This is a genomic window from Shigella sp. FC1661 (assembly GCF_001712525.1).
GTDB classification, from domain to species: domain Bacteria; phylum Pseudomonadota; class Gammaproteobacteria; order Enterobacterales; family Enterobacteriaceae; genus Escherichia; species Escherichia coli.
Window position 1 is genome coordinate 1 of the sequence record NZ_MDGW01000122.1, and the last position, 26,600, is coordinate 26,600.

Annotated in this window: 22 protein-coding genes and 3 pseudogenes; 16 read left to right on the plus strand and 9 right to left on the minus strand. The window is 49.6% G+C overall.

The window, feature by feature from the left end:
- A pseudogene (locus tag BFF42_RS08750) lies at positions 1-284 on the plus strand (IS4 family transposase); the annotation flags it as partial.
- A gap of 46 nt (positions 285-330) precedes the next feature.
- On the opposite strand, the gene nupC reads toward BFF42_RS08750, so the two are convergent.
- Positions 331-1,533 carry a nucleoside permease NupC gene (gene nupC / locus BFF42_RS08755; RefSeq protein ID WP_000376337.1) on the minus strand — a complete coding sequence of 401 codons (1,203 nt, stop codon included), beginning with the start codon at positions 1,531-1,533 and terminating at the stop codon, positions 331-333.
- Between the two features lie 298 nt (positions 1,534-1,831).
- Between nupC and BFF42_RS28565 the strand changes: the two genes are divergently transcribed.
- Together BFF42_RS28565 and BFF42_RS08760 are read left to right on the plus strand one after the other, a co-directional pair.
- Positions 1,832-1,888: a hypothetical protein gene (locus BFF42_RS28565; protein WP_418134935.1), complete on the plus strand. Its 57-nt coding sequence runs from the start codon at positions 1,832-1,834 to the stop codon at positions 1,886-1,888.
- On the plus strand, positions 1,869-3,107 hold the full coding sequence (locus tag BFF42_RS08760) for an Nramp family divalent metal transporter (RefSeq protein WP_000186369.1): 1,239 nt from the start codon (positions 1,869-1,871) through the stop codon (positions 3,105-3,107). The genes BFF42_RS28565 and BFF42_RS08760 overlap by 20 nt, the downstream gene beginning before the upstream one ends.
- Positions 3,108-3,247: 140 nt before the next feature.
- Here BFF42_RS08760 and ypeC read toward each other — a convergent pair whose 3' ends face one another.
- Positions 3,248-3,574 (minus strand): DUF2502 domain-containing protein YpeC, encoded by a 327-nt coding sequence (ypeC, locus tag BFF42_RS08765; protein WP_000490072.1) that lies wholly within the window; start codon positions 3,572-3,574, stop codon positions 3,248-3,250.
- A 114-nt stretch (positions 3,575-3,688) separates the two neighbouring features.
- Complete coding sequence (locus BFF42_RS08770; protein WP_000903152.1) at positions 3,689-4,945, minus strand: ion channel protein; 1,257 nt, start codon at positions 4,943-4,945, stop codon at positions 3,689-3,691.
- A gap of 203 nt (positions 4,946-5,148) precedes the next feature.
- Here BFF42_RS08770 and glk point away from each other — a divergent pair, with 203 nt between their 5' ends.
- From glk to ptsP, 6 genes and pseudogenes are all read left to right on the plus strand, one after another.
- Positions 5,149-6,114, plus strand: a complete 966-nt coding sequence (gene glk, locus BFF42_RS08775) for a glucokinase (protein ID WP_000598932.1) — start codon at positions 5,149-5,151, stop codon at positions 6,112-6,114.
- 218 nt (positions 6,115-6,332) lie between these two features.
- Positions 6,333-6,659: a PTS fructose transporter subunit IIB gene (locus BFF42_RS08780; protein ID WP_000038456.1), complete on the plus strand. Its 327-nt coding sequence runs from the start codon at positions 6,333-6,335 to the stop codon at positions 6,657-6,659.
- 21 nt (positions 6,660-6,680) lie between these two features.
- Positions 6,681-7,928: a PTS fructose transporter subunit IIC gene (locus BFF42_RS08785; protein ID WP_000985336.1), complete on the plus strand. Its 1,248-nt coding sequence runs from the start codon at positions 6,681-6,683 to the stop codon at positions 7,926-7,928.
- Positions 7,929-7,942: 14 nt separating this feature from the next.
- Positions 7,943-9,028, plus strand: coding sequence for an aminopeptidase (gene ypdF / locus BFF42_RS08790; RefSeq protein WP_000173247.1), 1,086 nt, complete (start codon positions 7,943-7,945; stop codon positions 9,026-9,028).
- Positions 9,028-10,072, plus strand: a pseudogene (ypdE, locus tag BFF42_RS08795) (aminopeptidase). Before ypdF ends, ypdE begins: the two are co-directional and overlap by 1 nt.
- A gap of 24 nt (positions 10,073-10,096) precedes the next feature.
- A pseudogene (ptsP, locus tag BFF42_RS08800) lies at positions 10,097-12,591 on the plus strand (phosphoenolpyruvate--protein phosphotransferase).
- Positions 12,592-12,593: 2 nt separating this feature from the next.
- Here ptsP and BFF42_RS08805 read toward each other — a convergent pair.
- The 3 genes from BFF42_RS08805 to ypdA are packed head-to-tail and all read right to left on the minus strand — an operon-like array spanning position 12,594 to position 15,910.
- On the minus strand, positions 12,594-13,451 hold the full coding sequence (locus BFF42_RS08805) for an AraC family transcriptional regulator (RefSeq protein WP_000646846.1): 858 nt from the start codon (positions 13,449-13,451) through the stop codon (positions 12,594-12,596).
- A 12-nt stretch (positions 13,452-13,463) separates the two neighbouring features.
- Positions 13,464-14,198: a two-component system response regulator YpdB gene (gene ypdB, locus BFF42_RS08810; RefSeq protein ID WP_001295458.1), complete on the minus strand. Its 735-nt coding sequence runs from the start codon at positions 14,196-14,198 to the stop codon at positions 13,464-13,466.
- Between the two features lie 14 nt (positions 14,199-14,212).
- The gene (gene ypdA / locus BFF42_RS08815; RefSeq protein WP_000544369.1) at positions 14,213-15,910 is read right to left on the minus strand and encodes a two-component system sensor histidine kinase YpdA; all 1,698 of its coding nucleotides are present in this window, start codon (positions 15,908-15,910) and stop codon (positions 14,213-14,215) included.
- A gap of 375 nt (positions 15,911-16,285) precedes the next feature.
- On the opposite strand from ypdA, the gene alaC reads away from it, so the two are divergent.
- Positions 16,286-17,524 (plus strand): alanine transaminase, encoded by a 1,239-nt coding sequence (gene alaC / locus BFF42_RS08820; RefSeq protein ID WP_000785913.1) that lies wholly within the window; start codon positions 16,286-16,288, stop codon positions 17,522-17,524.
- Positions 17,525-17,588: 64 nt separating this feature from the next.
- Here alaC and ypdK read toward each other — a convergent pair whose 3' ends face one another.
- On the minus strand, positions 17,589-17,660 hold the full coding sequence (gene ypdK / locus BFF42_RS08825; RefSeq protein ID WP_010723117.1) for a membrane protein YpdK: 72 nt from the start codon (positions 17,658-17,660) through the stop codon (positions 17,589-17,591).
- Positions 17,661-18,015: 355 nt separating this feature from the next.
- Positions 18,016-18,936, minus strand: a complete 921-nt coding sequence (lpxP, locus tag BFF42_RS08830) for a kdo(2)-lipid IV(A) palmitoleoyltransferase (RefSeq protein ID WP_000484403.1) — start codon at positions 18,934-18,936, stop codon at positions 18,016-18,018.
- Positions 18,937-19,288: 352 nt separating this feature from the next.
- On the opposite strand from lpxP, the gene BFF42_RS08835 reads away from it, so the two are divergent.
- A complete protein-coding gene (locus BFF42_RS08835; RefSeq protein WP_000639883.1) occupies positions 19,289-19,531 on the plus strand; it encodes a YfdY family protein in 243 nt (80 codons plus the stop codon).
- Between the two features lie 76 nt (positions 19,532-19,607).
- Here BFF42_RS08835 and ypdI read toward each other — a convergent pair whose 3' ends face one another.
- A complete protein-coding gene (gene ypdI / locus BFF42_RS08840) occupies positions 19,608-19,883 on the minus strand; it encodes a colanic acid biosynthesis lipoprotein YpdI (RefSeq protein WP_000867637.1) in 276 nt (91 codons plus the stop codon).
- Positions 19,884-20,178: 295 nt separating this feature from the next.
- Here ypdI and BFF42_RS08845 point away from each other — a divergent pair, with 295 nt between their 5' ends.
- From BFF42_RS08845 to yfdE, 5 genes are all read left to right on the plus strand, one after another.
- Positions 20,179-20,811, plus strand: a complete 633-nt coding sequence (locus BFF42_RS08845; RefSeq protein WP_000825604.1) for a YfdX family protein — start codon at positions 20,179-20,181, stop codon at positions 20,809-20,811.
- Positions 20,812-21,323: 512 nt separating this feature from the next.
- Entirely contained in the window at positions 21,324-22,574 is a 1,251-nt protein-coding gene (gene frc, locus BFF42_RS08850; RefSeq protein ID WP_000106760.1) for a formyl-CoA transferase, read from the plus strand.
- Between the two features lie 53 nt (positions 22,575-22,627).
- Positions 22,628-24,322, plus strand: coding sequence for an oxalyl-CoA decarboxylase (oxc, locus tag BFF42_RS08855; protein WP_001283486.1), 1,695 nt, complete (start codon positions 22,628-22,630; stop codon positions 24,320-24,322).
- Between the two features lie 69 nt (positions 24,323-24,391).
- The gene (yfdV, locus tag BFF42_RS08860) at positions 24,392-25,336 is read left to right on the plus strand and encodes a transporter YfdV (protein WP_000955028.1); all 945 of its coding nucleotides are present in this window, start codon (positions 24,392-24,394) and stop codon (positions 25,334-25,336) included.
- Positions 25,337-25,409: 73 nt separating this feature from the next.
- Positions 25,410-26,555: a CoA:oxalate CoA-transferase gene (gene yfdE, locus BFF42_RS08865; RefSeq protein ID WP_012421539.1), complete on the plus strand. Its 1,146-nt coding sequence runs from the start codon at positions 25,410-25,412 to the stop codon at positions 26,553-26,555.
- Positions 26,556-26,600 lie beyond the last annotated feature (45 nt).

Consider the following 26,600-nt stretch of genomic DNA (forward strand, 5'->3'; position numbering starts at 1 on the left):
GCTTATAATCTGGTGAGATATCAGATGATTAAAATGGCGGAACATCTGAAAGGTTACTGGCCGAATCAACTGAGTTTCTCAGAATCATGCGGAATGGTGATGAGAATGCTGATGACATTGCAGGGCGCTTCACCGGGACGTATACCGGAGCTGATGCGCGATCTTGCAAGTATGGGACAACTTGTGAAATTACCGACGAGAAGGGGAAGGGCCTTCCGAGAGTGGTAAAGGAGAGGCCCTGGAAATACCCCACAGCCCCGAAAAAGAGCCAGTCAGTTGCTTAACTGACTGGCATTAGGGGAATTATCCCCGGCTTTTTTATGTATGGTCTTACAGCACCAGTGCTGCGATTGACGCAGACAGCACACTCACCAGGGTAGAGCCGTAAACCAGTTTCAGACCGAAGCGAGAAACCACGTTACCTTGCTCTTCATTCAGGCCTTTAACTGCACCTGCGATAATCCCGATTGAAGAGAAGTTAGCGAAGGAAACCAGGAACACAGAGATGATGCCTTCAGCACGCGGAGAGAGCGTGGAAGCAATTTTCTGCAGATCCATCATCGCAACGAACTCGTTGGAAACCAGTTTGGTCGCCATGATACTGCCCACTTGCAGTGCTTCACTGGAAGGAACACCCATCACCCATGCAATCGGATAGAAGATGTAGCCCAGAATGCCCTGGAAGGAGATGCTGTAGCCAAACCAGCCAGTCACGGTGGCAAACAGTGCGTTCAGCGCAGCGATCAGGGCGATAAAGCCGATCAGCATCGCGGCAACGATAATGGCAACTTTGAAACCTGCCAGAATGTATTCACCCAGCATTTCGAAGAAGCTCTGACCTTCGTGCAGGTTGGACATCTGAATGTTTTCTTCACTGGCATCAACACGGTAAGGGTTGATCAGCGACAGCACGATAAAGGTGCTGAACATGTTCAATACCAGCGCAGCAACGACGTATTTCGGTTCCAGCATGGTCATGTATGCACCAACGATGGACATCGACACGGTGGACATTGCCGTGGCAGCCATGGTGTACATACGATTACGGGAGATTTTGCCGAGGATATCTTTATAGGCAATAAAGTTTTCAGACTGACCCAGAATCAGGGAGCTGACGGCGTTAAAGGATTCCAGTTTGCCCATGCCGTTGACTTTGGAGAGCAGGAAACCAATTGCGCGGATGATCACCGGCAACACGCGAATGTGCTGGAGAATACCGATCAGTGCAGAGATAAAGACGATTGGGCACAGCACTTTCAGGAAGAAGAATGCCAGGCCTTGATCATTCATGCTACCAAAGACGAAGTTAGTCCCTTCGTTGGCAAATCCGAGCAGTTTTTCGAACATTTCGGAGAAGCCTTTCACGAAGCCTAAACCAACGTCGGAGTTCAGGAAGAACCACGCCAGTAACACTTCGATAACAAGCAGTTGAATAACATAACGGATACGAATTTTTTTGCGGTCGCTGCTTACCAGCAGTGCGAGAATCGCAACAACGGCAAGTGCCAGTACAAAATGAAGGACGCGGTCCATATTTGCTCCAAATATGAGGCAGGTTAAATTTCCGTGCACATTCTATGTAACATGGTTAAGGAAAACGAGATCTGACACACACTATAATGACGTCCTGTGACAGGCTTCAAAAATAGTGATCTGTCATACATTTCTGCTATGTTGTGTATGGAAGCTGAAAGTTATGTAAATGTGCTAACATTAAACATAACCATAACATTCAAGTCATCAATCTTTTCGTAGTCATAATCCTGGTCTATCACAGAAATCACCACAATCCATTTAAATGAATTTGATAATCATTCTCGTTTATCATAGCATGAAACATAGCAAAGGCTATGTTTTAGAGGCACAAGATGACGAACTATCGCGTTGAGAGTAGCAGCGGACGGGCGGCGCGCAAGATGAGGCTCGCATTAATGGGACCTGCGTTCATTGCGGCGATTGGTTATATCGATCCCGGTAACTTTGCGACCAATATTCAGGCGGGTGCCAGCTTCGGCTATCAGCTACTGTGGGTTGTCGTTTGGGCCAACCTGATGGCGATGCTGATTCAGATCCTCTCTGCCAAACTAGGGATTGCCACCGGTAAAAATCTGGCGGAGCAGATTCGCGATCACTATCCGCGTCCCGTAGTGTGGTTCTATTGGGTTCAGGCAGAAATTATTGCGATGGCAACCGACCTGGCGGAATTTATTGGTGCGGCGATCGGTTTTAAACTCATTCTTGGTGTTTCGTTGTTGCAGGGCGCGGTGCTGACGGGGATCGCGACTTTCCTGATTTTAATGCTGCAACGTCGCGGGCAAAAACCGCTGGAGAAAGTGATTGGCGGGTTACTGTTGTTTGTTGCCGCGGCTTACATTGTCGAGTTGATTTTCTCCCAGCCTAACCTGGCGCAGCTGGGTAAAGGAATGGTGATCCCGAGTTTACCTACTTCGGAAGCGGTCTTCTTGGCAGCAGGCGTGTTAGGGGCGACGATTATGCCGCATGTGATTTATTTGCACTCCTCGCTCACTCAGCATTTACATGGCGGTTCGCGTCAACAACGTTATTCCGCCACCAAATGGGATGTGGCTATCGCCATGACTATTGCCGGTTTTGTCAATCTGGCGATGATGGCTACAGCTGCGGCGGCGTTCCACTTTTCTGGTCATACTGGTGTTGCCGATCTTGATGAGGCTTATCTGACGCTGCAACCGCTGTTAAGCCATGCTGCGGCAACGGTCTTTGGGTTAAGTCTGGTTGCTGCCGGACTGTCCTCAACGGTAGTGGGGACACTGGCAGGGCAGGTGGTGATGCAGGGGTTCATTCGCTTCCATATCCCGCTGTGGGTGCGTCGTACAGTCACCATGCTGCCGTCATTTATTGTCATTCTGATGGGATTAGATCCGACACGGATTCTGGTTATGAGTCAGGTGCTGTTAAGTTTTGGTATCGCCCTGGCGCTGGTTCCACTGCTGATTTTCACCAGTGACAGCAAGTTGATGGGCGATCTGGTGAACAGCAAACGCGTAAAACAGACAGGCTGGGTGATTGTAGTGCTGGTCGTGGCGCTGAATATCTGGTTGTTGGTGGGGACGGCGCTGGGATTGTAGTTGAATGAGCGTCGCATCTGGCACTATTGGCGGATGCGGCGTAAACGCCTTATCCGCCCTACGCGTTAAAGATCCGGTTTGTAGGCCTGATAAGACGCGCTAGCGTCGCATCAGGCATTGTGCTCCATTGGCGAATGTGTTTAATGGCGGTGTCCATGTCCGCGGCCTTTTCCGCGATGATCGTCACGATCGCGCCAGCCTTCACGATAGCCACGCTCATACGCTTTACGCTTATCCCAGCCACGATGATAGCCATTATCATGACGCCACCAACGGTTTTTGCGCCACTCATAATTGCGATGCCAGTAGTCACGGTCGCGCCAGTGACCACCGTCCCAGTAATTACCGTAATGATCGCGATCGCCAATTTGTAATTTGATTGATGGCAGTAGGGTGATTTCACCTGCGTTTGCTGCAAGCGGGGTAAATGCCATCAGGGCGGCCGCCAGAAACAGTGACCTGAACATTGTTATTCTCCTTCACGATCGAAGCCGTCAGCGGCCTGTTAACGCAATATTACGGGGAGGTAAAGCCCCGTATCATCGCCATAACTCTTAAATCATAAAGGAGAGCATTTTTTGCTAAACGTTATCGTGGGGTGGCTGTTGCTTCGGACGATTGACCATCATCATCGGCTTACCTGCTAATAACAGCCATGCCGGAAGCATGACGATACAGAGCAGCGGTAGCAATGTGGTATTGGGTACAACGACCGCCGCCATAAAAAGACTTAACCAGCCATCGCGTGTTACCACCAGCACGATGCCGAGAATAGCGCAAGAAACGGTTATTGCCGCTGGTACGGCGGGTACGTGCTCATGCAGCATCAACCCTAATGCCACGCCGACAAACACTGCCGGGAAGATTCGCCCACCGCGAAAGCCACTGGCGGCAGCAACGACCAGGGCGGCAAGTTTAATTACCGCTAGCAAAAAGTAATCGCTGGTGCTGAAAGCCTGATTTGCCACCATCTGCTGCATCTCATCCAGCCCTTTAAACAGCGAAACTGGTCCACCAATAACCCCCAGAATACCGAGAATAAATCCGCCAATACCCAGCACGAGCACCGGATTTTTCATTTGATTCATCATCGCGTGCAACCGTGGTAAGCACCATACGGCGACCATCCCTGCTGCGATGGCAATCGCCGCGACAATTGCACCGCTGAGAATATCGGTCATTTCCATCTGTCCGTAATGCGCAATGGGCAGTGAAAAATGGGGATGGAAAAATAATCCGGTAGTTAGTGCACCAGCTGCTGCCGCCATTAACGGCGCAAAGAGACGATCCCATAGCGGAACTTCACTACTGCCATTTAAGGTTTGCGAAAATATCAACGCCGCTGCAACAGGTGTGCCAAACAGCGCGCCGATGGTTCCGGCAGAGGCTAAAATAGTCCACTCCATTCGGTTGACGCGCGGTAACAGACGAGCGCCAATGGCGACGGCAAGGGCGATATTGACGGTCATGATCGGATGTTCCGGCCCCAGGCTGACGCCGCCAGCAAGACCGAGAATTAATGCTACGATAAGTCCTGGTAGCGCAGAGGGCGGAACTGGTGCGCCGATCAGCGGTTCACAGGCGGGGTCTGGTCCGGCATGACCCTGGCTGAAACGGATAACCAACCCCACCGCAATACCCGTTAGCGTTAATACACCGATGATCCAGAGAGGTGAATCCTGGGCTATCCCCAGAGTTCCCGGCAGTCGTTGCCAGAGCAAATTCTGTAATACCGAGGCGATTTTCATCACCACAATCAGAATAAGACTGGACGCAATCCCAATTGCCACGGCGGGGAGCGATAATAACAACATGGTTCTGGCTCGCGGATGGAGCATGTTCTATTCCTTATGCGGGGTCAGATACTTAGTTTGCCCAGCTTGCAAAAAGGCATCGCTGCAATTGGTGCTGAAACGATAAAGTAAATGTGTGACCCAGATCGATATTTACAGGGAGCCTGCCTTTCCGGCGTTGTTGTTATGCCCCCAGGTATTTACAGTGTGAGAAAGAATTATTTTGACTTTAGCGGAGCAGTTGAAGAATGATAAAGTATGCATTAGTCGGTGATGTGGGCGGCACCAACGCACGTCTTGCTCTGTGTGATATTGCCAGTGGTGAAATCTCGCAGGCTAAGACCTATTCAGGGCTTGATTACCCCAGCCTCGAAGCGGTCATTCGCGTTTATCTTGAAGAACATAAGGTCGAGGTGAAAGACGGCTGTATTGCCATCGCTTGCCCAATTACCGGTGACTGGGTGGCAATGACCAACCATACCTGGGCGTTCTCAATTGCCGAAATGAAAAAGAATCTCGGTTTTAGCCATCTGGAAATTATTAACGATTTTACCGCTGTATCGATGGCGATCCCGATGCTGAAAAAAGAGCATCTGATTCAGTTTGGTGGCGCAGAACCGGTAGAAGGTAAACCTATTGCGGTTTACGGTGCCGGAACAGGGCTTGGGGTTGCGCATCTGGTCCATGTCGATAAGCGTTGGGTAAGCTTGCCGGGCGAAGGCGGTCACGTTGATTTTGCGCCGAATAGTGAAGAAGAGGCCATTATCCTCGAAATATTGCGTGCGGAAATTGGTCATGTTTCGGCGGAGCGCGTGCTTTCTGGCCCTGGGCTGGTGAATTTGTATCGCGCAATTGTGAAAGCTGACAACCGCCTGCCAGAAAATCTCAAGCCAAAAGATATTACCGAACGCGCGCTGGCTGACAGCTGTACCGATTGCCGCCGCGCGTTGTCGCTGTTTTGCGTCATTATGGGCCGTTTTGGCGGCAATCTGGCGCTCAATCTCGGGACATTTGGCGGCGTGTTTATTGCGGGCGGTATCGTGCCGCGCTTCCTTGAGTTCTTCAAAGCCTCTGGTTTCCGTGCTGCATTTGAAGATAAAGGGCGCTTTAAAGAATATGTCCATGATATTCCGGTGTATCTCATCGTCCATGACAATCCGGGTCTTCTCGGTTCCGGTGCACATTTACGCCAGACCTTAGGGCACATTCTGTAAATCCTTCCTGTTATATCGGGAGGTAACTCTCCCGATAATCTTTTAAATCATACAGTTAATTCAATTTTTCTTTGTGTCCCCTCACAAGGCCGACCTGCGTCACACTTCCGTACAGCGGGATTAATTCTCCAGTAAATGCATTATTTGTCTGGTAACGGCGATTTGTTTTGCACGTTCATAATTTCACTCGTCAACTATCACTGAATGAGGAATTAACGATGAGTAAGAAACTGATTGCCTTATGTGCCTGCCCAATGGGCCTAGCTCACACCTTTATGGCCGCTCAGGCGTTGGAAGAAGCGGCGGTAGAAGCCGGTTATGAAGTGAAAATTGAAACCCAGGGCGCGGACGGTATCCAGAATCGCCTGACGGCGCAGGATATCGCCGAAGCAACCATCATCATCCACTCCGTGGCAGTTACCCCGGAAGATAATGAGCGTTTCGAATCACGCGACGTTTATGAAATCACTTTGCAGGACGCAATTAAAAACGCTGCGGGCATCATCAAAGAAATCGAAGAGATGATTGCCTCTGAACAACAGTAATATTCGACAGGGATAATTGTTATGGCCATTAAAAAACGCAGTGCAACCGTTGTGCCTGGCGCATCCGGTGCGGCAGCGGCAGTTAAGAATCCGCAGGCCTCTAAAAGCAGCTTCTGGGGTGAACTCCCGCAGCATGTGATGTCAGGGATTTCACGCATGGTGCCGACCTTAATTATGGGCGGTGTGATCCTCGCTTTCAGCCAGCTGATTGCTTATAGCTGGCTTAAAATTCCTGCTGAGATCGGCATCATGGATGCTCTTAATAGCGGGAAATTCTCCGGTTTCGACCTCTCCTTACTGAAATTTGCCTGGCTGTCGCAGTCCTTCGGCGGCGTGTTGTTTGGTTTTGCCATTCCGATGTTTGCTGCTTTTGTGGCGAACTCTATCGGTGGCAAACTGGCGTTCCCGGCTGGTTTTATCGGCGGCTTGATGTCTACCCAGCCGACGCAACTGCTGAACTTCGATCCCAGCACTATGCAATGGGCGACCTCTTCGCCGGTGCCGTCCACCTTCATTGGTGCGCTGATTATTTCTATCGTCGCGGGTTACCTTGTGAAGTGGATGAACCAGAAAATCCAGTTACCGGATTTCCTGTTAGCGTTCAAAACCACATTTTTGCTACCGATTCTTTCCGCCATTTTTGTCATGCTGGCGATGTACTACGTCATTACCCCCTTTGGCGGCTGGATCAACGGCGGTATCCGTACCGTGCTGACTGCCGCAGGTGAGAAGGGCGCGCTGATGTACGCAATGGGGATCGCCGCGGCGACAGCAATCGACCTTGGTGGCCCGATCAACAAAGCCGCAGGTTTCGTTGCCTTCAGCTTTACCACTGACCACGTATTACCGGTCACCGCTCGTTCTATCGCTATCGTTATTCCTCCGATTGGTCTGGGGCTGGCGACCATTATTGACCGTCGTTTAACCGGCAAACGCCTGTTCAACGCTCAACTTTATCCGCAGGGTAAGACCGCGATGTTCCTTGCCTTTATGGGGATTAGTGAGGGTGCGATTCCGTTTGCGCTGGAAAGCCCCATCACCGCCATTCCGTCGTATATGGTCGGCGCGATTGTCGGCTCAACCGCCGCTGTCTGGCTGGGCGCAGTGCAATGGTTCCCGGAATCCGCTATCTGGGCATGGCCGCTGGTCACTAACCTTGGCGTCTATATGGCGGGGATCGCGCTGGGGGCAGTCATAACTGCGCTGATGGTGGTGTTCCTGCGTCTGATGATGTTCCGTAAAGGCAAATTGTTAATCGATAGCCTGTAAGAAGGAAAATCCAGATGACATTACTCGCTTCGCTGCGCGACTGGCTTAAGGCGCAACAACTGGATGCAGTGCTTCTCTCCTCACGGCAGAACAAACAGCCGCATCTGGGGATCTCCACCGGATCAGGCTATGTGGTTATTAGCCGTGAAAGTGCGCACATTCTGGTAGATTCGCGCTATTTCGTTGAGGTGGAAGCCCGTGCGCAAGGCTACCAGCTGCATTTGCTTGACGCGACGAACACGCTTACCACTATCGTCAATCAAATCATTGCCGATGAGCAGTTGCAAACGCTCGGTTTTGAAGGCCAGCAGGTGAGTTGGGAAACAGCGCACCGCTGGAAGTCTGAACTCAATGCGAAACTGGTTAGCGCCACGCCGGATGTGCTGCGGCAAATCAAAACGCCAGAGGAGGTGGAGATAATCCGCCTCGCCTGTGGGATTGCCGATCGCGGAGCGGAGCATATTCGCCGCTTTATTCAGGCGGGGATGAGCGAGCGCGAGATAGCCGCTGAACTGGAGTGGTTTATGCGCCAGCAGGGCGCAGAAAAAGCCTCTTTTGACACCATTGTCGCCAGCGGCTGGCGCGGGGTGCTGCCGCACGGCAAAGCCAGCGACAAGATTGTTGCAGCGGGCGAGTTTGTCACTCTCGATTTTGGTGCGCTGTATCAGGGCTACTGCTCTGATATGACGCGCACCTTGCTGGTGAATGGCGAAGGGGTGAGCGCCGAATCTCACCCGCTGTTTGACGTCTATCAGATTGTCCTGCAGGCACAGCTCGCGGCAATCTCTGCAATTCGCCCCGGCGTGCGCTGCCAGCAGATTGACGACGCCGCGCGCCGGGTCATTACCGAGGCTGGATTTGGCGACTATTTCGGTCATAACACTGGTCACGCTATCGGCATTGAAGTCCATGAAGATCCGCGTTTTTCACCGCGGGGGACCAAGACGCTACAGCCAGGCATGTTGCTGACCGTGGAGCCGGGGATTTATTTGCCAGGGCAAGGGGGCGTGCGCATCGAAGATGTTGTGCTGGTTACCCCGCAAGGCGCAGAAGTGCTCTACGCCATGCCGAAAACAGTGTTGCTCACGGGAGAGGCATAATGGATTTATCGCTATTAAAAGCGTTGAGCGAGGCAGATGCGATCGCCTCCTCGGAACAGGAAGTGCGGCAGATCCTGCTGGAAGAAGCGGATCGCCTGCAAAAAGAAGTGCGATTTGATGGTCTGGGATCGGTGCGGATCCGCCTCAATGAATCGACAGGGCCGAAGGTGATGATCTGCGCCCATATGGACGAAGTGGGATTTATGGTGCGCAGCATCTCCCGCGAAGGGGCAATTGATGTGCTGCCGGTTGGCAACGTGCGCATGGCTGCCCGCCAGCTGCAGCCGGTGCGCATCACCACCCGTGAAGAGTGCAAAATTCCAGGCCTGCTTGACGGCGACCGGCAGGGGAATGACGTCAGCGCCATGCGCGTGGATATTGGTACGCGCTCGTATGACGAAGTGATGCAGGCGGGAATTCGTCCAGGCGATCGCGTCACCTTTGATACAACTTTTCAGGTTCTCCCTCACCAGCGGGTGATGGGGAAAGCCTTTGATGACCGCCTCGGTTGCTACCTGCTGGTGACGTTACTGCGCGAACTACACAGCGCTGAACTGCCTGCGGAAGTGTGGCTGGTGGCCAGTTCCAGCGAAGAGGTGGGGGTACGCGGCGGGCAAACTGCCACCCGCGCGGTGTCGCCGGATGTCGCCATTGTGCTTGATACCGCCTGCTGGGCGAAAAACTTTGATTATGGCGCGGCTAACCATCGTCAGATTTGTAACGGGTCGATGCTGGTGTTAAGCGACAAGTCGCTGATTGCGCCGCCAAAACTTACCGCGTGGATCGAAACCGTGGCGGCAGAAATTGGCGTGCCGTTACAGGCAGATATGTTCAGCAACGGCGGCACGGACGGCGGAGCGGTGCACTTAACCGGCACCGGCGTGCCTACAGTGGTGATGGGGCCAGCAACCCGCCACGGACATTGCGCCGCATCGATTGCCGATTGCCGATTGCCGTGACATTTTGCAGATGCAGCAGCTTTTATCTGCCCTTATTAAACGTCTTACGCGTGAGACGGTTGTTCAACTGACGGATTTCAGATGATCTCCTGATTAACCCGGAGCGGTTATGTTAACGATTCAATTTCTCTGTCCTTTGCCAAACGGTCTTCATGCTCGTCCGGCGTGGGAACTTAAAGAACAGTGCAGCCAGTGGCAAAGCGAAATCACCTTTATCAACCATCGCCAGAACGCAAAGGCCGATGCGAAAAGCTCGCTGGCGCTGATTGGCACCGGTACTTTATTTAATGACAGTTGCAGCCTGAACATTAGCGGCAGCGATGAAGAGCAGGCGAAGCGCGTGTTGGAAGAGTACATCCAGGTGCGCTTTATCGACAGCGACAGCATCCAGCCAACGCAGGCAGAACTGACGGCGCATCCGCTGCCGCGTTCATTAAGCCGCCTGAACCCGGATTTACTGTACGGCAATGTGCTGGCAAGCAGCGTCGGCGTGGGTACGCTGACCCTGTTACAAAGCGACAGCCTCGACAGTTATCGGGCAATCCCCGCCAGTGCGCAAGATTCCACCCGGCTGGAGCACAGCCTTGCAACGCTTGCCGAGCAACTGAACCAGCAATTGCGTGAGCGTGACGGCGAAAGCAAAACTATCCTTAGCGCCCATTTGTCGCTGATTCAGGATGATGAATTCGCGGGCAATATCCGTCGTCTGATGACAGAACAGCATCAAGGGCTGGGGGCGGCGATCATCAGCAATATGGAGCAGGTTTGCGCCAAACTTTCTGCTTATGCCAGTGATTATCTGCGCGAACGTGTTAGCGACATTCGCGATATTAGCGAACAGTTGCTGCATATCACCTGGCCGGAACTGAAGCCGCGCAACAATCTGGTGCTGGAAAAACCGACTATTCTGGTAGCCGAGGATTTAACCCCAAGCCAGTTTTTGAGCCTCGATTTAAAAAATCTTGCAGGCATGATTCTGGAGAAAACTGGGCGCACCTCGCATACCCTGATTCTGGCCCGCGCCTCGGCGATCCCGGTACTGAGCGGCCTGCCGCTGGATGCGATTGCCCGTTATGCCGGGCAACCGGCGGGCTTGACGCCCAGTGCGGCGTGCTGGCGATTAACCCGAATGACGCGGTGAGCGGTTATTATCAGGTCGCACAGACGCTGGCGGATAAACGCCAAAAACAACAGGCGCAGGCCGCCGCGCAGCTGGCCTATTCCCGTGATAACAAGCGTATTGATATTGCGGCGAATATCGGCACCGCTCTGGAAGCGCCAGGCGCGTTTGCCAACGGCGCGGAAGGCGTTGGACTGTTCCGTACTGAAATGCTCTATATGGATCGCGACAGCGCGCCGGACGAGCAGGAGCAATTTGAAGCCTACCAGCAGGTGCTACTGGCAGCGGGCGACAAGCCGATTATCTTCCGCACAATGGACATCGGTGGCGATAAAAGCATTCCTTATCTGAATATTCCCCAGGAAGAGAACCCGTTCCTCGGCTATCGCGCGGTACGTATTTACCCGGAATTTGCTGGCCTGTTCCGCACTCAACTACGGGCGATTTTGCGCGCCGCCAGTTTTGGCAACGCCCAGTTGATGATCCCGATGGTCCACAGTCTCGATCAGATCTTATGGGTGAAGGGCGAGATCCAAAAAGCGATCGTTGAGCTTAAGCGCGATGGCCTGCGTCATGCAGAGACGATTACGCTTGGGATCATGGTGGAAGTGCCGTCGGTGTGCTACATCATCGACCACTTCTGCGATGAGGTCGATTTCTTCAGTATCGGCTCCAACGATATGACCCAGTATCTGTATGCGGTCGATCGTAATAACCCGCGCGTATCGCCGCTATATAACCCGATTACGCCATCGTTCCTGCGCATGTTGCAGCAAATAGTTACCACTGCGCATCAGCGGGGCAAATGGGTAGGCATTTGCGGTGAACTGGGCGGTGAAAGCCGTTATCTGCCGCTACTGCTTGGGCTGGGCCTGGATGAGCTGAGTATGAGTAGCCCGCGTATTCCGGCGGTGAAAAGCCAGCTTCGTCAACTGGATAGCGAGGCGTGTCGGGAACTGGCGCGTCAGGCATGTGAATGCCGCAGTGCGCAGGAAATTGAAGCGTTACTCACCGCCTTTACGCCGGAAGAAGACGTTCGCCCACTGCTGGCGCTGGAGAATATCTTTGTTGATCAGGATTTTAGCAATAAAGAGCAGGCGATCCAGTTCCTGTGCGGCAACCTCGGCGTTAACGGGCGCACTGAACATCCGTTTGAGCTGGAAGAAGATGTCTGGCAGCGGGAAGAGATTGTTACCACCGGCGTTGGTTTTGGCGTAGCGATCCCGCACACCAAATCTCAGTGGATCCGTCATTCCAGTATCAGCATTGCCCGGCTGGCGAAACCGATTGACTGGCAGTCAGAAATGGGCGAAGTCGAACTGGTGATCATGCTGACGCTGGGTGCTAACGAAGGGATGAATCATGTGAAAGTCTTCTCGCAGCTGGCGCGTAAACTGGTGAATAAAAACTTCCGCCAGTCGTTGTTTGCCGCGCAAGATGCACAAAGTATCCTGACGCTGCTGGAAACAGAATTAACCTTCTGACGTTAGCCCTGAAAACGGGCGCTGTACTCTCCCGGCGTCAGACCAAACTGACGCCGGAAAACGCGACAAAAATAGTCGCTATCCGGAAAACCGCAACGCTGTGCCACTTCATGAATTGACAGATGATATTTCTGCAAAATCATCCTCGCCTTCGCCATTCGCACCCAACGCACATACTCGATAAAACGCATCGTTCCATGCTGAGCAAACAGTTTTGACAGATGATTGGGCGTGATATTAAAAAACTGCGCCACGCTCTCGCGGGTGAGCGGCTGGGTATAATTATCCTGAACCCAGTTACAAATGCTGTGATAGAGAAAATCGCCGCGCGGTTGCGAATTACCCGGCGGCATATTCACCACGTTGCGGCAAAGATGCAGCAAACTTAACACCAGTGGCTGAATGATATTCTGCTCCAGCGGCGAACGGCTAAGATGAGTGAGGGCGGTAAGCATCGCTTCACCTTCACCGCGTTGCAGGCTGGGAAGCTGGATCTGGCGAGCAGGATGCAACAACGACGTGGTGCGGCTATCGTAAAACGATAACCCAAGCCAGGTCGGTGCGAACACCAGGCTTAACAGCATCACCGGTTTGTTGTTGATCGGTAAATTAGCCGCGCGTGCCGGAATAAACAGCATTTCTCCTTCCACCATTCGCTGCTGCTTTGCTTCCAGCAGGTTGCCGTATTCGCCGCGCAGCACGATATCCAGACGGGGAAAATCAATACATAAACTGCCCACCGGTAACGAGGCAGGCTGGCTGGCAAACCAGACGCGCCCCAGTAGTTGCGGGTTAAGCACTAGGCCGCTGAACAGATCGGCGAAAAATTGTTGATCGGCGGGCAAGCCTGGTGCTTTCATGAAAGTTCCCGATTAAAGATGCATTAACTGGCGAAATTCTTTCACTTTGCTGCGGCTGACCGGCACTTCAAAATCCAGATCTTTCAGTCGCAGAATGTAGGTGTTATTAAACCACGGTTCGATTTCGCGTATTTTGTTCAGATTGACACAAAATGAGCGATGGCAGCGGAAAAAATGCGACGGCGGCAGTTTGCTGCAAAATTCGGTAATGTTCATCGGCATTACGTAGGATTCACGCCGCGTATAGACAAAGGTCATTTTCTCGTGCGCTTCGGCGTAATAGATATCGTTAATTGGCGTGACGATTATTCGCTCATCTTTCACCAGATTAATGGTGTCATTCTCACGCGTTACCGTCGCGGCAGGCGTACTGCTGGTCTGCTGTTGTTGCCAGGCCGCTTCCAGTTTTTGCAGCATCCCGGTAATACGTGACTCCTGATACGGTTTGAGAATGTAGTCAAACGCCTCCAGTTCAAACGCTTCTACCGCATGTTCTTTCCACGCGGTGATGAACACAATAAACGGTTTATGGGCGAACTGGCTGATGTTTTGCGCCAGCAACACGCCATCCAGCGACGGAATATTGATATCCAGAAAAATGGCGTCGACGCGGTTATGCTGCAAAAACTTCAACACGTCCAGACCGTCGTCAAAGGTGCCGACAATCTCCATCTGGCTGTGCTCTTTAATTAGCCAGCTCAGTTCCTGTTGTGCCAGGAATTCGTCTTCAACAATGATGACTTTCACAATATCACTCCGGCTCAAAGCAATAACGTAGCCTGTGAGGCGACTGGGGTGCGTTGGTTAGGAATGTAAAACGCAATTTCCGTCCCCGGCTCCAGGCGGCGGATATGCAGCCCCTCGCCATACAATAACTTCACGCGATGATGGACATTCAGCAGGCCAATTTTATTGCCCGGCATTTCATTCGCTTCGACCCGCTCAATCACCTTTGGATCGATGCCGTGCCCGGTATCTCGCACCGCAATGCGTACCCGATTTCCGCACTCTGCAACACTGATGGTGACAACGCCTTTACCTTTGCAAGGCTGAATACCGTGGACAATGGCGTTCTCCACCAACGGCTGGATCAGCAGGCTGGGAATGCAGCAATTCACCTCTTCATCAATATCATAGATAACCGTCAGCTTGTCACCAAAGCGGGCCTGCTCAATGGCAATATAGTCTTTAATTTGATACAGCTCTTTTTTGATATCGATTTGCTCATCGTCTTTTAATTCAATGTTATAGCGCAGATAACGCGACAGATTAAAGATCAACTGGCGAGCGGTATCCGGATTCAGACGGATTGACGATGAAATAGCGTTCAGAGCGTTAAACAGAAAATGGGGATTAATTTTGCTTTGCAGGGTGCGAAGCTCTGCCTTATTTGCCATTTCACGTAGCTGCTCGGCGCGTGAAACCTCCAGTTGCGTGGAGATGATTTGCGACAGACCAACCGCCATTTCCTGTAATGACGAGGTTATCTGATGCGCGTGGCAGTAGTAAATTTTCAGCGTTCCGGTCACAACGCCTTTCTCCCACAATGGGATCACCAGCATGGAATGAATCTCTGGTGTGCGGTGGGCTTCATCATTGTTTTTAATGATGATTTTTCCGTAATTCATCGCCTGACGGGTAGTCGGGCTAATGAAGTCATCGCCATTCTGATAGTTATGTTCACCCACGCCAACATAGGCCAGCACATGATCGGTATTAGTAATCGCCACCGCATCGGCGTGAATGTCATCGCGGATAATTTCGCAGACCTTGCGTAATGACTCGCTATTGACATGGCGAAACAGCGGTAGCGTTTTGTTGGCGATATCCAGCGCCAGCTTGGCCTGCCGCGCGGCGCTGGCCTCTTTTTCGCCCTCAACGCTTTGCACCAGAAGCACAATAAAGCCGATACAGACGCTACCGAGGATCATTGGAATGCCGATTTTAGAGACGATATCGATCCCCAACGCGGTAGTTGGTGCCCAGACAATTACCAGAATCATGGTCAACGTCTCACACAACATGCCGCCGAGAATACCGACGCGCCAGCGCTGTGCTTTGGGGATTTTCAGGTTTATCCAGCCTGATATACAACCCGCCAGAATGCTGGTGATAAAGCAGGGGATCGCCGTCACGCCGCCGATATCAATTAAATACCGGTGAATACCCGCAATCACGCCGGTAATGATGCCTACCCACGGGCCAAACAGAATCCCGCCGGACATCACCGCGATAATACGTACGTTCACCAGCGAGCCTTCTACGGGAACGCCGGACCAGGTGCTGAACAGGGCGAACAGCGAGAAAATGGCGGTAACAGCAAGCAACTCTTTTGGGGAGTGTGCCGACTTGTGCAACAGCTCGCGAAACAGGCGGATACGGATGAGAAAGAACAGGCAGATAAGCATTAACGCTGCCCGATCGAAGACCGCCAGCAGCATGTTGAATATTTCGTGCACGGGTGACTCTGAATAAGGATTAAACCTCTATGATAGGTAACCTGAAGGCTGATGACCAGCAGGCCGTTTTTGAGGAAAAACCATAAATTTAAAAGGGGATTGAAAGATAAATGGTGTATTAGCAATGTATCTCTTGATAATGCACTTCTGACTGGTAAATTTATTGAAATTATAATGTTAATAAAATTGGTGGTAATTTTCTTGTTAGCGTAGAAAATTTCCTGTTTTTGAAGTGGAGTTCCTCATTTAAAGCCATTGATAAAAATGTTCTAAAACGCTGGACAGACAGAAATTAATCAGGCTATTTTCAAAACAGCCACCATTGTGGCAGCGTCGCTCGGACGGTCCGGGCGCTAACGTTAATCTGAGGAAATTATGGCTGACACTCGCCCTGAACGTCGCTTTACGCGCATTGATCGTCTCCCGCCCTACGTTTTTAACATCACCGCTGAACTGAAAATGGCTGCGCGTCGGCGCGGCGAAGATATTATCGATTTCAGCATGGGTAACCCGGACGGTGCGACTCCGCCGCATATCGTCGAAAAATTATGTACTGTGGCCCAGCGCCCGGACACGCATGGTTACTCCACTTCACGCGGCATTCCGCGGTTACGTCGCGCCATTTCCCGCTGGTATCAGGATCGCTACGACGTTGAAATCGACCCGGAATCAGAAGCCATCGTCACTATTGGTTCGAAAGAGGGCCTGGCGCATCTGATGCTGGCGACGCTGGATCATGGTGACATGGTGCTGGTGCCGAATCCAAGTTACCCGATCCATATTTATGGCGCGGTGATTGCCGGGGCGCAGGTACGCTCAGTGCCGCTGGTGGAAGGTGTCGATTTCTTCAACGAACTGGAGCGCGCCATTCGTGAAAGTTATCCGAAACCGAAGATGATGATCCTCGGCTTCCCGTCGAATCCAACCGCGCAATGCGTGGAGCTGGAGTTCTTCGAAAAGGTTGTGGCGCTGGCGAAACGCTACGATGTGCTGGTGGTCCACGACCTGGCCTATGCCGATATCGTCTACGATGGCTGGAAAGCGCCGTCAATCATGCAGGTACCGGGTGCACGCGATGTGGCAGTCGAGTTCTTTACGCTGTCGAAAAGCTACAACATGGCGGGCTGGCGTATCGGCTTTATGGTTGGCAACAAAACGCTGGTCAGCGCCCTGGCTCGTATTAAAAGCTATCACGATTACGGCACCTTTACGCCGTTGCAGGTGGCGGCGATTGCGGCGCTGGAGGGCGATCAACAGTGCGTGCGCGACATTGCCGAACAGTACAAACGCCGCCGTGATGTATTGGTTAAAGGGCTGCATGAAGCGGGCTGGATAGTTGAAATGCCGAAGGCTTCGATGTATGTCTGGGCGAAAATACCGGAACCGTATGCTGCCATGGGCTCGCTGGTATTTGCCAAGAAATTGCTTAACGAAGCGAAGGTCTGTGTCTCGCCGGGGATTGGCTTTGGCGACTATGGTGATACGCATGTTCGCTTTGCACTGATTGAAAACCGCGACCGTATTCGTCAGGCCATCAGAGGGATTAAAGCGATGTTCCGTGCCGACGGTTTACTACCCGCCAGCAGCAAACATATTCACGAAAACGCGGAATAAACACCGTCGTCAGAAATGCAAACAGGAGCCTGATGGCTCCTGTTTTTCATTGCACAGTTTGCTTTTAGATCATCAGGGCAAAAGTACCGGCCCAAACGATGACCATAAAAGAAATGCCCATAAAGAAATATTTCACTTTACATCTCTCCGCGTAATTGCTGTTACGCCTGAATGACTTCATTACACCTGATACAGTGAGTTGACACCGGGCAAAGCGACCTTAAAAGCCCTGTATTTTACCGTGGGCATCACCCCAGAATTCTGAGCTAAACTGCTCGAGACGGCGCTAATGTACGCCTAAAACTGAAACGAGACAAGAGGCATTTTCTTATTTACTTTTAGTAACTTACAAGTGTCTCATATCGGCGACAGTTTAATTTCTGACGGTAATAATTAGATATTCAGCGAAGGAAAAAACCTTAAGAAAAAAGCCATAAAAATCATGGGGTTATTATGGCCGATTTGAGGAGGGAAAGAGTAAGAGCAGTTTGTTAAATGTACAACGACGATTCTCCCACCGGGCGCGTTTTAAAGCGACAGTGGATCCAGAGGTACTGCTCCGGTGCGCGCATGATCTCTTTCTCGATAATCTTGTTCATATAGGCAGCGGCTTGATTTTCATCTGTCGGGTAGCCTTCCATCTCTGGGGTGATGAACAAACGATATCCGCTGTAATCCGCTTTTCTTACCATCGTTACGGTCAACATGGCTGCGCCAGAGAGACGGGAGAGAACATAGGTGCCATTGGTTGTGGCGACATTTTCCACCGCAAAGAACGGCGCGAAGGAGCTGCCTTTACGACCATAATCCTGATCGGGAGCAAACCATACCGCTTCACCTTTCTTCAGTGCACCGACAATGCCGCGCAGATTATTTCTGCCGATCATTGCTTTGTTAGAGCGCATGCGCCCACGGGTTTGCACCCATTCCATCAGCTGATTATTATGTGGACGATAGGTAGCCATCATTGGTTGGCACAGTCCCATCACGCGGCCGCCCAGTTCCAGCGACATAAAATGGACGCCGACAACCATTACGCCGCGATTTTGCATTTGTGCGCGTTTAAGGTTATCCAACCCTTCAACATCAAACCATTTACGTACGCGACTGTCGGGCCAGAACCATGCCATGCCGGTTTCTACCAGCGCCATGCCGAGTGAACGAAAGTTTTCGGCAATCATCTTCTCGCGTTCTTCCGCAGAATGCTGCGGGAAACAAAGTTCCAGGTTTTTACGGGCGATAGATTCACGACGTTTCAGGAATGGTCGCGCCATTGCGCCAATACGCGTGCCGAGAAAGCAGAGAACAGGATAAGGAAGCTGTACCCAAAGCCAGAGTACACCAAGCCCAAACCATGTGAGCCAGTAGCGAGGATGTAGAAACTCGCGGGAAAATTTGCATTGTGGAAACATAGTTACCTTCTGTAGATACGAATTGTTGTATCGCAGAAGATTCCATGTCGACAGCGGTACACTCAATTGGTTGGGCCATCATGTACGACAATGGTTCCTGTAAAGAGTGTAAAGACTAGTCAGGACATAACCACGAGGAGCATGAATGCGGTATCTGTACTTTATCACTCGCTGACTGCTTTCAGCTACTGATTATTAATCGTGCAAAGTAAATATTTTTCCGTACACAACAGTCTTGCATTTAACATGCTGTTTTCATTGATGCTTAGCAAAAATTGCCAGAGGTTAAGGATTGTCTTACTATTAAAGTGACTGAAGTTACAGGTTTTTTAGCGCGGCAGGAGGTTGAGCTATGATTTATTTATGGATGTTTCTCGCCCTGTGTATTGTCTGCGTAAGCGGCTACATCGGTCAGGTACTGAACGTGGTATCGGCGGTCTCTTCTTTCTTCGGCATGGTGATCCTCGCTGCACTCATTTATTACTTCACCATGTGGTTAACTGGCGGTAATGAACTAGTGACGGGGATATTTATGTTTCTTGCCCCGGCTTGTGGCTTGATGATTCGCTTTATGGTGGGGTATGGCAGGCGATAGTGGGTCAGGATGGCTCATTTGGGCAGGTGTTCACATCAGCATCAGACATGATTGTTCACCTGCCATGTGACAGACGCTATCGCACAGGATGAATAAGATAATTCGCCTTTGTCGGATAAGTAGGCGTGATTTCTTCTGTGAGGTTTAATGGTGGCGCATCTTCTCTCATCTTAAACAAAATCGCCTGTGATGGCTGAAGTTTTGTAGAGTGTGTGGTCGTCATCGCTGATGTTTTTTCAGTCTCTTTATAGCTCCTCTCACTTACACCACCAGAAATGGAAAATGCAAAAACATTGCATGCCATAATAGAGACCAATAAAAATAAGCTGAAAAGTATTAAGTTTACTTTCATAGAAAGTTATCCTGAAAATGGTTCACTGAGAACCTACGATGTTATGGCTGTATTTACATATAATTAATCAATATTTACATCGATATAATAAATGACATCTCTTTGTGGTACATAAGAATAGTTCTCTGCGACAGGAAGCAGATTCCTACAATTGTAAGACTAAAATACTTCTTGCGATAATAACTACAACTGTAAGATAACCCTTTCAAAATGACCGTTGCTCTCTGATTTCTCATTTCATGCTCACCCAATATGATGGCGGCGTTTTCTAAAACTGTTAAAGAATGAGGTAAGTATGAAACGTTTAATTATGGCTACGATGGTCACAGCAATTCTGGCATCTTCAACTGTATGGGCTGCTGATAATGCACCGGTAGCGGCACAACAGCAAACTCAGCAAGTTCAGCAAACCCAGAAAACGGCAGCAGCAGAGCGTATCTCTGAACAAGGTTTATATGCGATGCGTGACGTGCAGGTAGCGCGCCTGGCTCTGTTTCATGGCGATCCAGAAAAGGCAAAAGAACTGACCAATGAAGCTTCCGCTTTGCTGTCAGATGACAGTACCGAATGGGCAAAGTTCGCTAAGCCAGGTAAAAAGACCAATCTCAATGATGACCAATATATTGTCATTAATGCATCTGTCGGAATTTCTGAGAGTTATGTAGCAACTCCCGAAAAAGAAGCCGCGATAAAAATTGCCAATGAAAAAATGGCGAAAGGGGATAAAAAGGGCGCAATGGAAGAACTTCGCCTGGCCGGTGTTGGCGTAATGGAAAACCAATATCTGATGCCGCTTAAACAGACTCGTAATGCACTTGCTGATGCGCAGAAACTGCTTGATAAAAAGCAATACTACGAGGCAAACCTGGCGCTTAAAGGTGCGGAAGATGGAATCATCGTCGACAGCGAAGCACTGTTTGTGAACTAATGCTGACAGGCAGTATATTGAGGTAAAGGATTTAACTCCCTCCAGCCGACAATTTTTTATGACCACAATACGACAGGTTGTGGTCATAAAATTATTTGGCGCTCGCGGTTCTATAAACACGCATTTTATCTTCCTCAAAGTAAACCCCAATAATCCCGTGTCATCACAAATCATTTATTATGTTATGTTTTATGGTACGCTTTAAAAAGCGTAATCATACCCTTACTTGTAAATCACCGGCGCTTCTTACAGTTGTAAGAATAACATCACAAATGTCGCGACTCTCTCTGATTACCACGAATTAATATTTATCATATTCTTCTTTTCGTCCTCACTACTTACCATGCAGAAAGGAATTGGAAGTGGCGATGAAATGATTTTCAGCACTTGATACAGGATTTTAAAAATATCGAGTGCAGCTACGACGATATTTTGCGGGCTATTTATAGAAGATATTACGCCTTAAATAAACGCTAAATTAACACATATTTAATTAACTAATAGGTATTGCTATGTCAACTCCACTTCAAGGAATTAAAGTTCTCGATTTCACCGGTGTGCAATCTGGCCCATCTTGTACTCAAATGCTGGCCTGGTTTGGCGCTGACGTTATTAAAATTGAACGTCCCGGCGTTGGTGACGTAACGCGTCACCAGCTGCGAGATATTCCTGATATCGATGCGCTTTACTTCACCATGCTTAACAGTAACAAACGTTCTATTGAGTTAAATACCAAAACAGCGGAAGGCAAAGAGGTAATGGAAAAGCTGATCCGCGAAGCTGATATCTTAGTCGAGAACTTTCATCCAGGGGCCATTGATCACATGGGCTTCACCTGGGAGCATATTCAAGAAATCAATCCACGTCTGATTTTTGGTTCGATCAAAGGGTTTGATGAGTGTTCGCCTTATGTGAATGTAAAAGCCTATGAAAACGTTGCTCAGGCAGCGGGTGGCGCGGCATCCACTACGGGTTTTTGGGATGGTCCGCCGCTGGTAAGCGCTGCAGCGTTGGGTGACAGCAACACCGGAATGCATTTGCTGATCGGTTTACTTGCTGCTTTGCTGCATCGCGAAAAAACGGGGCGTGGGCAACGAGTCACCATGTCAATGCAGGATGCCGTATTGAACCTTTGCCGCGTGAAATTACGTGACCAGCAGCGTCTCGATAAATTGGGTTATCTGGAAGAATACCCGCAGTATCCGAATGGTACATTTGGTGATGCAGTTCCCCGCGGTGGTAATGCAGGTGGTGGCGGTCAGCCTGGCTGGATCCTGAAATGTAAAGGCTGGGAAACCGATCCTAACGCCTATATTTATTTCACTATTCAGGAGCAAAACTGGGAAAACACCTGTAAAGCCATCGGCAAACCAGAATGGATTACCGATCCGGCATACAGTACAGCCCATGCCCGACAGCCACATATTTTCGATATTTTTGCTGAAATCGAAAAATACACTGTCACTATTGATAAACATGAAGCGGTGGCCTATTTGACTCAGTTTGATATTCCTTGTGCACCGGTTTTAAGTATGAAAGAAATTTCACTTGATCCCTCTTTGCGCCAAAGTGGCAGTGTTGTTGAAGTGGAACAACCGTTGCGTGGAAAATATCTGACCGTTGGTTGTCCAATGAAATTCTCTGCTTTTACGCCGGATATTAAAGCTGCGCCGCTATTAGGTGAACATACCGCTGTTGTATTGCAGGAGCTAGGTTATAGCGACGATGAAATTGCTGCAATGAAGCAAAACCACGCCATCTGATATTAACGGGGGCTTCTGGCTCCCAATTTATAAAAATTTCGAGGTTATTAATCATGTCAGATCAACTTCAAATGACAGATGGTATGCATATCATCGTTGAAGCATTAAAACAGAATAATATTGACACTATTTATGGTGTTGTAGGTATTCCTGTGACGGATATGGCACGCCATGCCCAGGCGGAAGGCATTCGTTATATTGGTTTTCGTCATGAGCAGTCGGCAGGCTATGCCGCTGCGGCAAGCGGTTTTCTTACCCAAAAACCGGGGATCTGCCTGACAGTTTCTGCGCCAGGATTCCTCAATGGTTTGACGGCATTGGCCAACGCAACGGTAAATGGTTTTCCGATGATCATGATTAGCGGCTCCAGCGACCGCGCGATCGTCGACCTACAGCAAGGTGATTATGAAGAGCTGGACCAAATGAATGCGGCAAAACCGTATGCCAAAGCAGCATTTCGCGTTAATCAGCCGCAGGATCTTGGCATTGCATTGGCACGCGCTATCCGGGTCTCTGTATCGGGTCGCCCTGGCGGAGTTTATCTTGATTTGCCAGCAAATGTCCTGGCCGCGACGATGGAAAAAGACGAAGCGTTAACCACGATTGTTAAAGTTGAAAATCCGTCGCCAGCATTATTGCCATGCCCGAAGTCAGTCACTAGCGCAATTTCGCTTTTAGCAAAAGCTGAACGGCCATTAATTATCCTTGGCAAAGGCGCGGCGTATTCACAAGCTGATGAACAGCTTCGTGAATTTATTGAAAGTGCTCAGATTCCATTCCTGCCAATGTCTATGGCGAAAGGGATCCTTGAAGATACGCATCCACTTTCTGCGGCAGCTGCGCGTTCGTTTGCCCTGGCAAATGCTGACGTTGTCATGCTTGTTGGTGCACGACTGAATTGGTTATTGGCACACGGTAAAAAAGGATGGGCGGCAGATACACAGTTTATTCAACTGGATATTGAACCGCAGGAAATTGACAGCAACCGCCCCATTGCTGTGCCAGTCATTGGTGATATTGCATCCAGTATGCAAGGTATGCTGGCAGAACTGAAACAAAACACATTTACGACTCCACTGGTATGGCGCGATATTTTAAATATCCACAAGCAGCAAAATGCACAAAAAATGCATGAAAAATTAAGTACAGATACTCAACCATTAAATTACTTTAATGCATTAAGTGCTGTGCGCGACGTATTGCGCGAGAACCAGGATATTTATTTAGTTAATGAAGGTGCAAATACCCTGGATAATGCACGAAATATTATTGATATGTATAAACCACGTCGTCGTCTGGATTGTGGTACCTGGGGTGTCATGGGCATCGGTATGGGCTATGCCATCGGTGCTAGCGTGACTTCTGGTTCTCCGGTTGTCGCCATTGAAGGTGATAGTGCTTTTGGTTTCAGTGGGATGGAAATTGAAACGATTTGTCGATATAACCTGCCGGTGACGATCGTTATTTTTAATAATGGCGGCATCTACAGAGGAGACGGTGTTGATCTCAGTGGCGCTGGTGCACCATCACCAACGGATCTGTTGCACCATGCAAGGTATGACAAATTAATGGATGCGTTTCGTGGCGTTGGCTATAACGTCACCACGAAAGATGAACTTCGTCATGCTTTAACCACCGGTATTCAGTCGCGCAAACCGACCATTATTAATGTGGTCATCGACCCTGCAGCAGGAACTGAAAGTGGCCATATTACCAAACTTAACCCAAAACAAGTCGCTGGTAATTAAATACTGACATCGTCTCCTCTTGCCAACTCATTATGCGATGGTGAGGGGACCCTTATCGGAAATACTATTATGCTAACATTTTTTATTGGCGATTTATTGCCTATTATCGTAATCATGCTGTTGGGTTATTTTAGCGGCAGACGAGAAACTTTTTCAGAAGATCAAGCCCGCGCATTTAATAAACTGGTATTAAACTACGCGCTTCCTGCGGCTCTATTTGTATCTATTACTCGGGCAAACAGGGAAATGATTTTTGCGGACACTCGTCTGACCCTTGTATCACTTGTGGTTATTGTCGGATGTTTCTTTTTCTCCTGGTTCGGTTGCTACAAATTTTTTAAACGTACCCATGCAGAAGCAGCTGTATGTGCATTAATTGCAGGTTCACCTACCATTGGATTCCTAGGGTTTGCAGTTCTCGATCCTATTTATGGTGATTCCGTATCAACAGGTTTAGTGGTAGCAATTATTTCTATTATTGTTAACGCAATTACTATTCCTATTGGTCTGTATTTGCTGAATCCTTCTTCAGGAGCGGATGGTAAGAAGAATAGTAATCTGAGTGCATTAATTTCTGCGGCAAAGGAGCCAGTAGTATGGGCACCTGTTCTGGCAACGATCCTGGTGTTGGTTGGGGTAAAAATTCCGGCAGCATGGGACCCAACCTTTAATCTGATTGCGAAGGCTAACTCAGGGGTAGCGGTATTCGCTGCGGGGTTGACTCTGGCTGCACATAAATTCGAGTTCAGTGCCGAAATTGCTTATAACACCTTCCTGAAGCTGATTCTGATGCCACTGGCACTGCTTCTCGTTGGTATGGCATGTCATTTGAACAGCGAACATCTGCAGATGATGGTACTGGCAGGCGCATTACCGCCGGCATTCTCCGGAATTATTATTGCCAGCCGGTTTAATGTCTACACCCGTACTGGTACAGCGTCATTGGCTGTGAGCGTACTGGGCTTTGTCGTCACGGCTCCCTTGTGGATTTATGTCAGTCGACTGGTTTCATAATTAATCATGTTATTGATTTTACATAAATGCCGAAGTGTCTTTTCACCTTCGGCTTTTTTCAAGGCATAAGCAAATGACAAATAATGAAAGCAAAGGGCCGTTTGAAGGCTTATTAGTTATCGATATGACACATGTCCTTAATGGACCTTTCGGAACTCAACTTCTTTGTAATATGGGCGCAAGGGTAATTAAAGTTGAGCCGCCGGGTCATGGTGATGATACCCGCACATTTGGTCCCTATGTGGATGGACAGTCACTCTATTACAGTTTTATTAATCATGGCAAAGAGAGTGTGGTTCTTGATTTAAAGAATGATTACGATAAAAGTATATTTATAAATATGCTCAAACAAGCTGATGTATTAGCTGAGAATTTTCGCCCAGGTACAATGGAAAAACTGGGGTTTTCATGGGAAACGCTTCAAGAAATCAACCCGAGCCTCATATATGCTTCATCGTCAGGTTTCGGACATACCGGTCCGCTAAAAGATGCTCCTGCCTACGATACCATCATTCAGGCAATGAGCGGGATAATGATGGAAACAGGATATCCTGATGCTCCGCCAGTGCGCGTTGGTACATCTCTTGCGGATCTATGCGGCGGTGTCTATTTATTCAGCGGAATAGTGAGTGCACTTTATGGCCGCGAAAAGAGCCAGAGAGGGGCGCATGTCGATATAGCGATGTTTGATGCCACGCTGAGTTTTCTGGAGCATGGTCTGATGGCATATATCGCGACAGGGAAGTCACCACAACGTCTGGGAAATCGCCATCCCTACATGGCACCTTTTGATGTTTTCAATACTCAGGATAAGCCGATTACGATTTGTTGTGGTAATGACAAGCTTTTTTCTGCGTTATGCCAGGCACTGGAGCTTACGGAACTGGTTAATGATCCCCGATTTAGCAGCAATATTTTACGCGTACAAAACCAGGCTATTCTTAAACAATATATTGAGCGGACGTTAAAAACGCAGGCAGCTGAAGTTTGGTTAGCCAGAATACATGAAGTTGGTGTACCCGTCGCGCCGTTATTAAGTGTGGCTGAGGCCATTAAATTGCCACAAACTCAGGCGAGAAATATGTTGATTGAAGCCGGGGGAATAATGATGCCGGGTAATCCGATAAAAATCAGCGGCTGCGCGGACCCGCATGTTATGCCGGGAGCGGCAACGCTCGACCAGCATGGGGAACAAATTCGCCAGGAGTTCTCATCATAAATGTAAGATGTGCTGGTAAATAGCTCCCACATTTGAACATTGTGG

Coding starts and splice junctions, on each gene's coding strand:
- BFF42_RS08785 (WP_000985336.1), top strand. CDS start 6,681: ATGGCCATTAAAAAACGCAGTGCAACCGTTGTGCCTGGCGCATCCGGT.
- yfdE (WP_012421539.1), top strand. CDS start 25,410: ATGACAAATAATGAAAGCAAAGGGCCGTTTGAAGGCTTATTAGTTATC.
- ypeC (WP_000490072.1), bottom strand. CDS start 3,574: ATGTTCAGGTCACTGTTTCTGGCGGCCGCCCTGATGGCATTTACCCCG.
- yfdV (WP_000955028.1), top strand. CDS start 24,392: ATGCTAACATTTTTTATTGGCGATTTATTGCCTATTATCGTAATCATG.
- glk (WP_000598932.1), top strand. CDS start 5,149: ATGATAAAGTATGCATTAGTCGGTGATGTGGGCGGCACCAACGCACGT.
- frc (WP_000106760.1), top strand. CDS start 21,324: ATGTCAACTCCACTTCAAGGAATTAAAGTTCTCGATTTCACCGGTGTG.
- oxc (WP_001283486.1), top strand. CDS start 22,628: ATGTCAGATCAACTTCAAATGACAGATGGTATGCATATCATCGTTGAA.
- lpxP (WP_000484403.1), bottom strand. CDS start 18,936: ATGTTTCCACAATGCAAATTTTCCCGCGAGTTTCTACATCCTCGCTAC.
- BFF42_RS08835 (WP_000639883.1), top strand. CDS start 19,289: ATGATTTATTTATGGATGTTTCTCGCCCTGTGTATTGTCTGCGTAAGC.
- BFF42_RS08780 (WP_000038456.1), top strand. CDS start 6,333: ATGAGTAAGAAACTGATTGCCTTATGTGCCTGCCCAATGGGCCTAGCT.
- BFF42_RS08760 (WP_000186369.1), top strand. CDS start 1,869: ATGACGAACTATCGCGTTGAGAGTAGCAGCGGACGGGCGGCGCGCAAG.
- ypdI (WP_000867637.1), bottom strand. CDS start 19,883: ATGAAAGTAAACTTAATACTTTTCAGCTTATTTTTATTGGTCTCTATT.
- nupC (WP_000376337.1), bottom strand. CDS start 1,533: ATGGACCGCGTCCTTCATTTTGTACTGGCACTTGCCGTTGTTGCGATT.
- BFF42_RS08845 (WP_000825604.1), top strand. CDS start 20,179: ATGAAACGTTTAATTATGGCTACGATGGTCACAGCAATTCTGGCATCT.
- alaC (WP_000785913.1), top strand. CDS start 16,286: ATGGCTGACACTCGCCCTGAACGTCGCTTTACGCGCATTGATCGTCTC.
- ypdF (WP_000173247.1), top strand. CDS start 7,943: ATGACATTACTCGCTTCGCTGCGCGACTGGCTTAAGGCGCAACAACTG.
- BFF42_RS08805 (WP_000646846.1), bottom strand. CDS start 13,451: ATGAAAGCACCAGGCTTGCCCGCCGATCAACAATTTTTCGCCGATCTG.
- BFF42_RS08770 (WP_000903152.1), bottom strand. CDS start 4,945: ATGCTCCATCCGCGAGCCAGAACCATGTTGTTATTATCGCTCCCCGCC.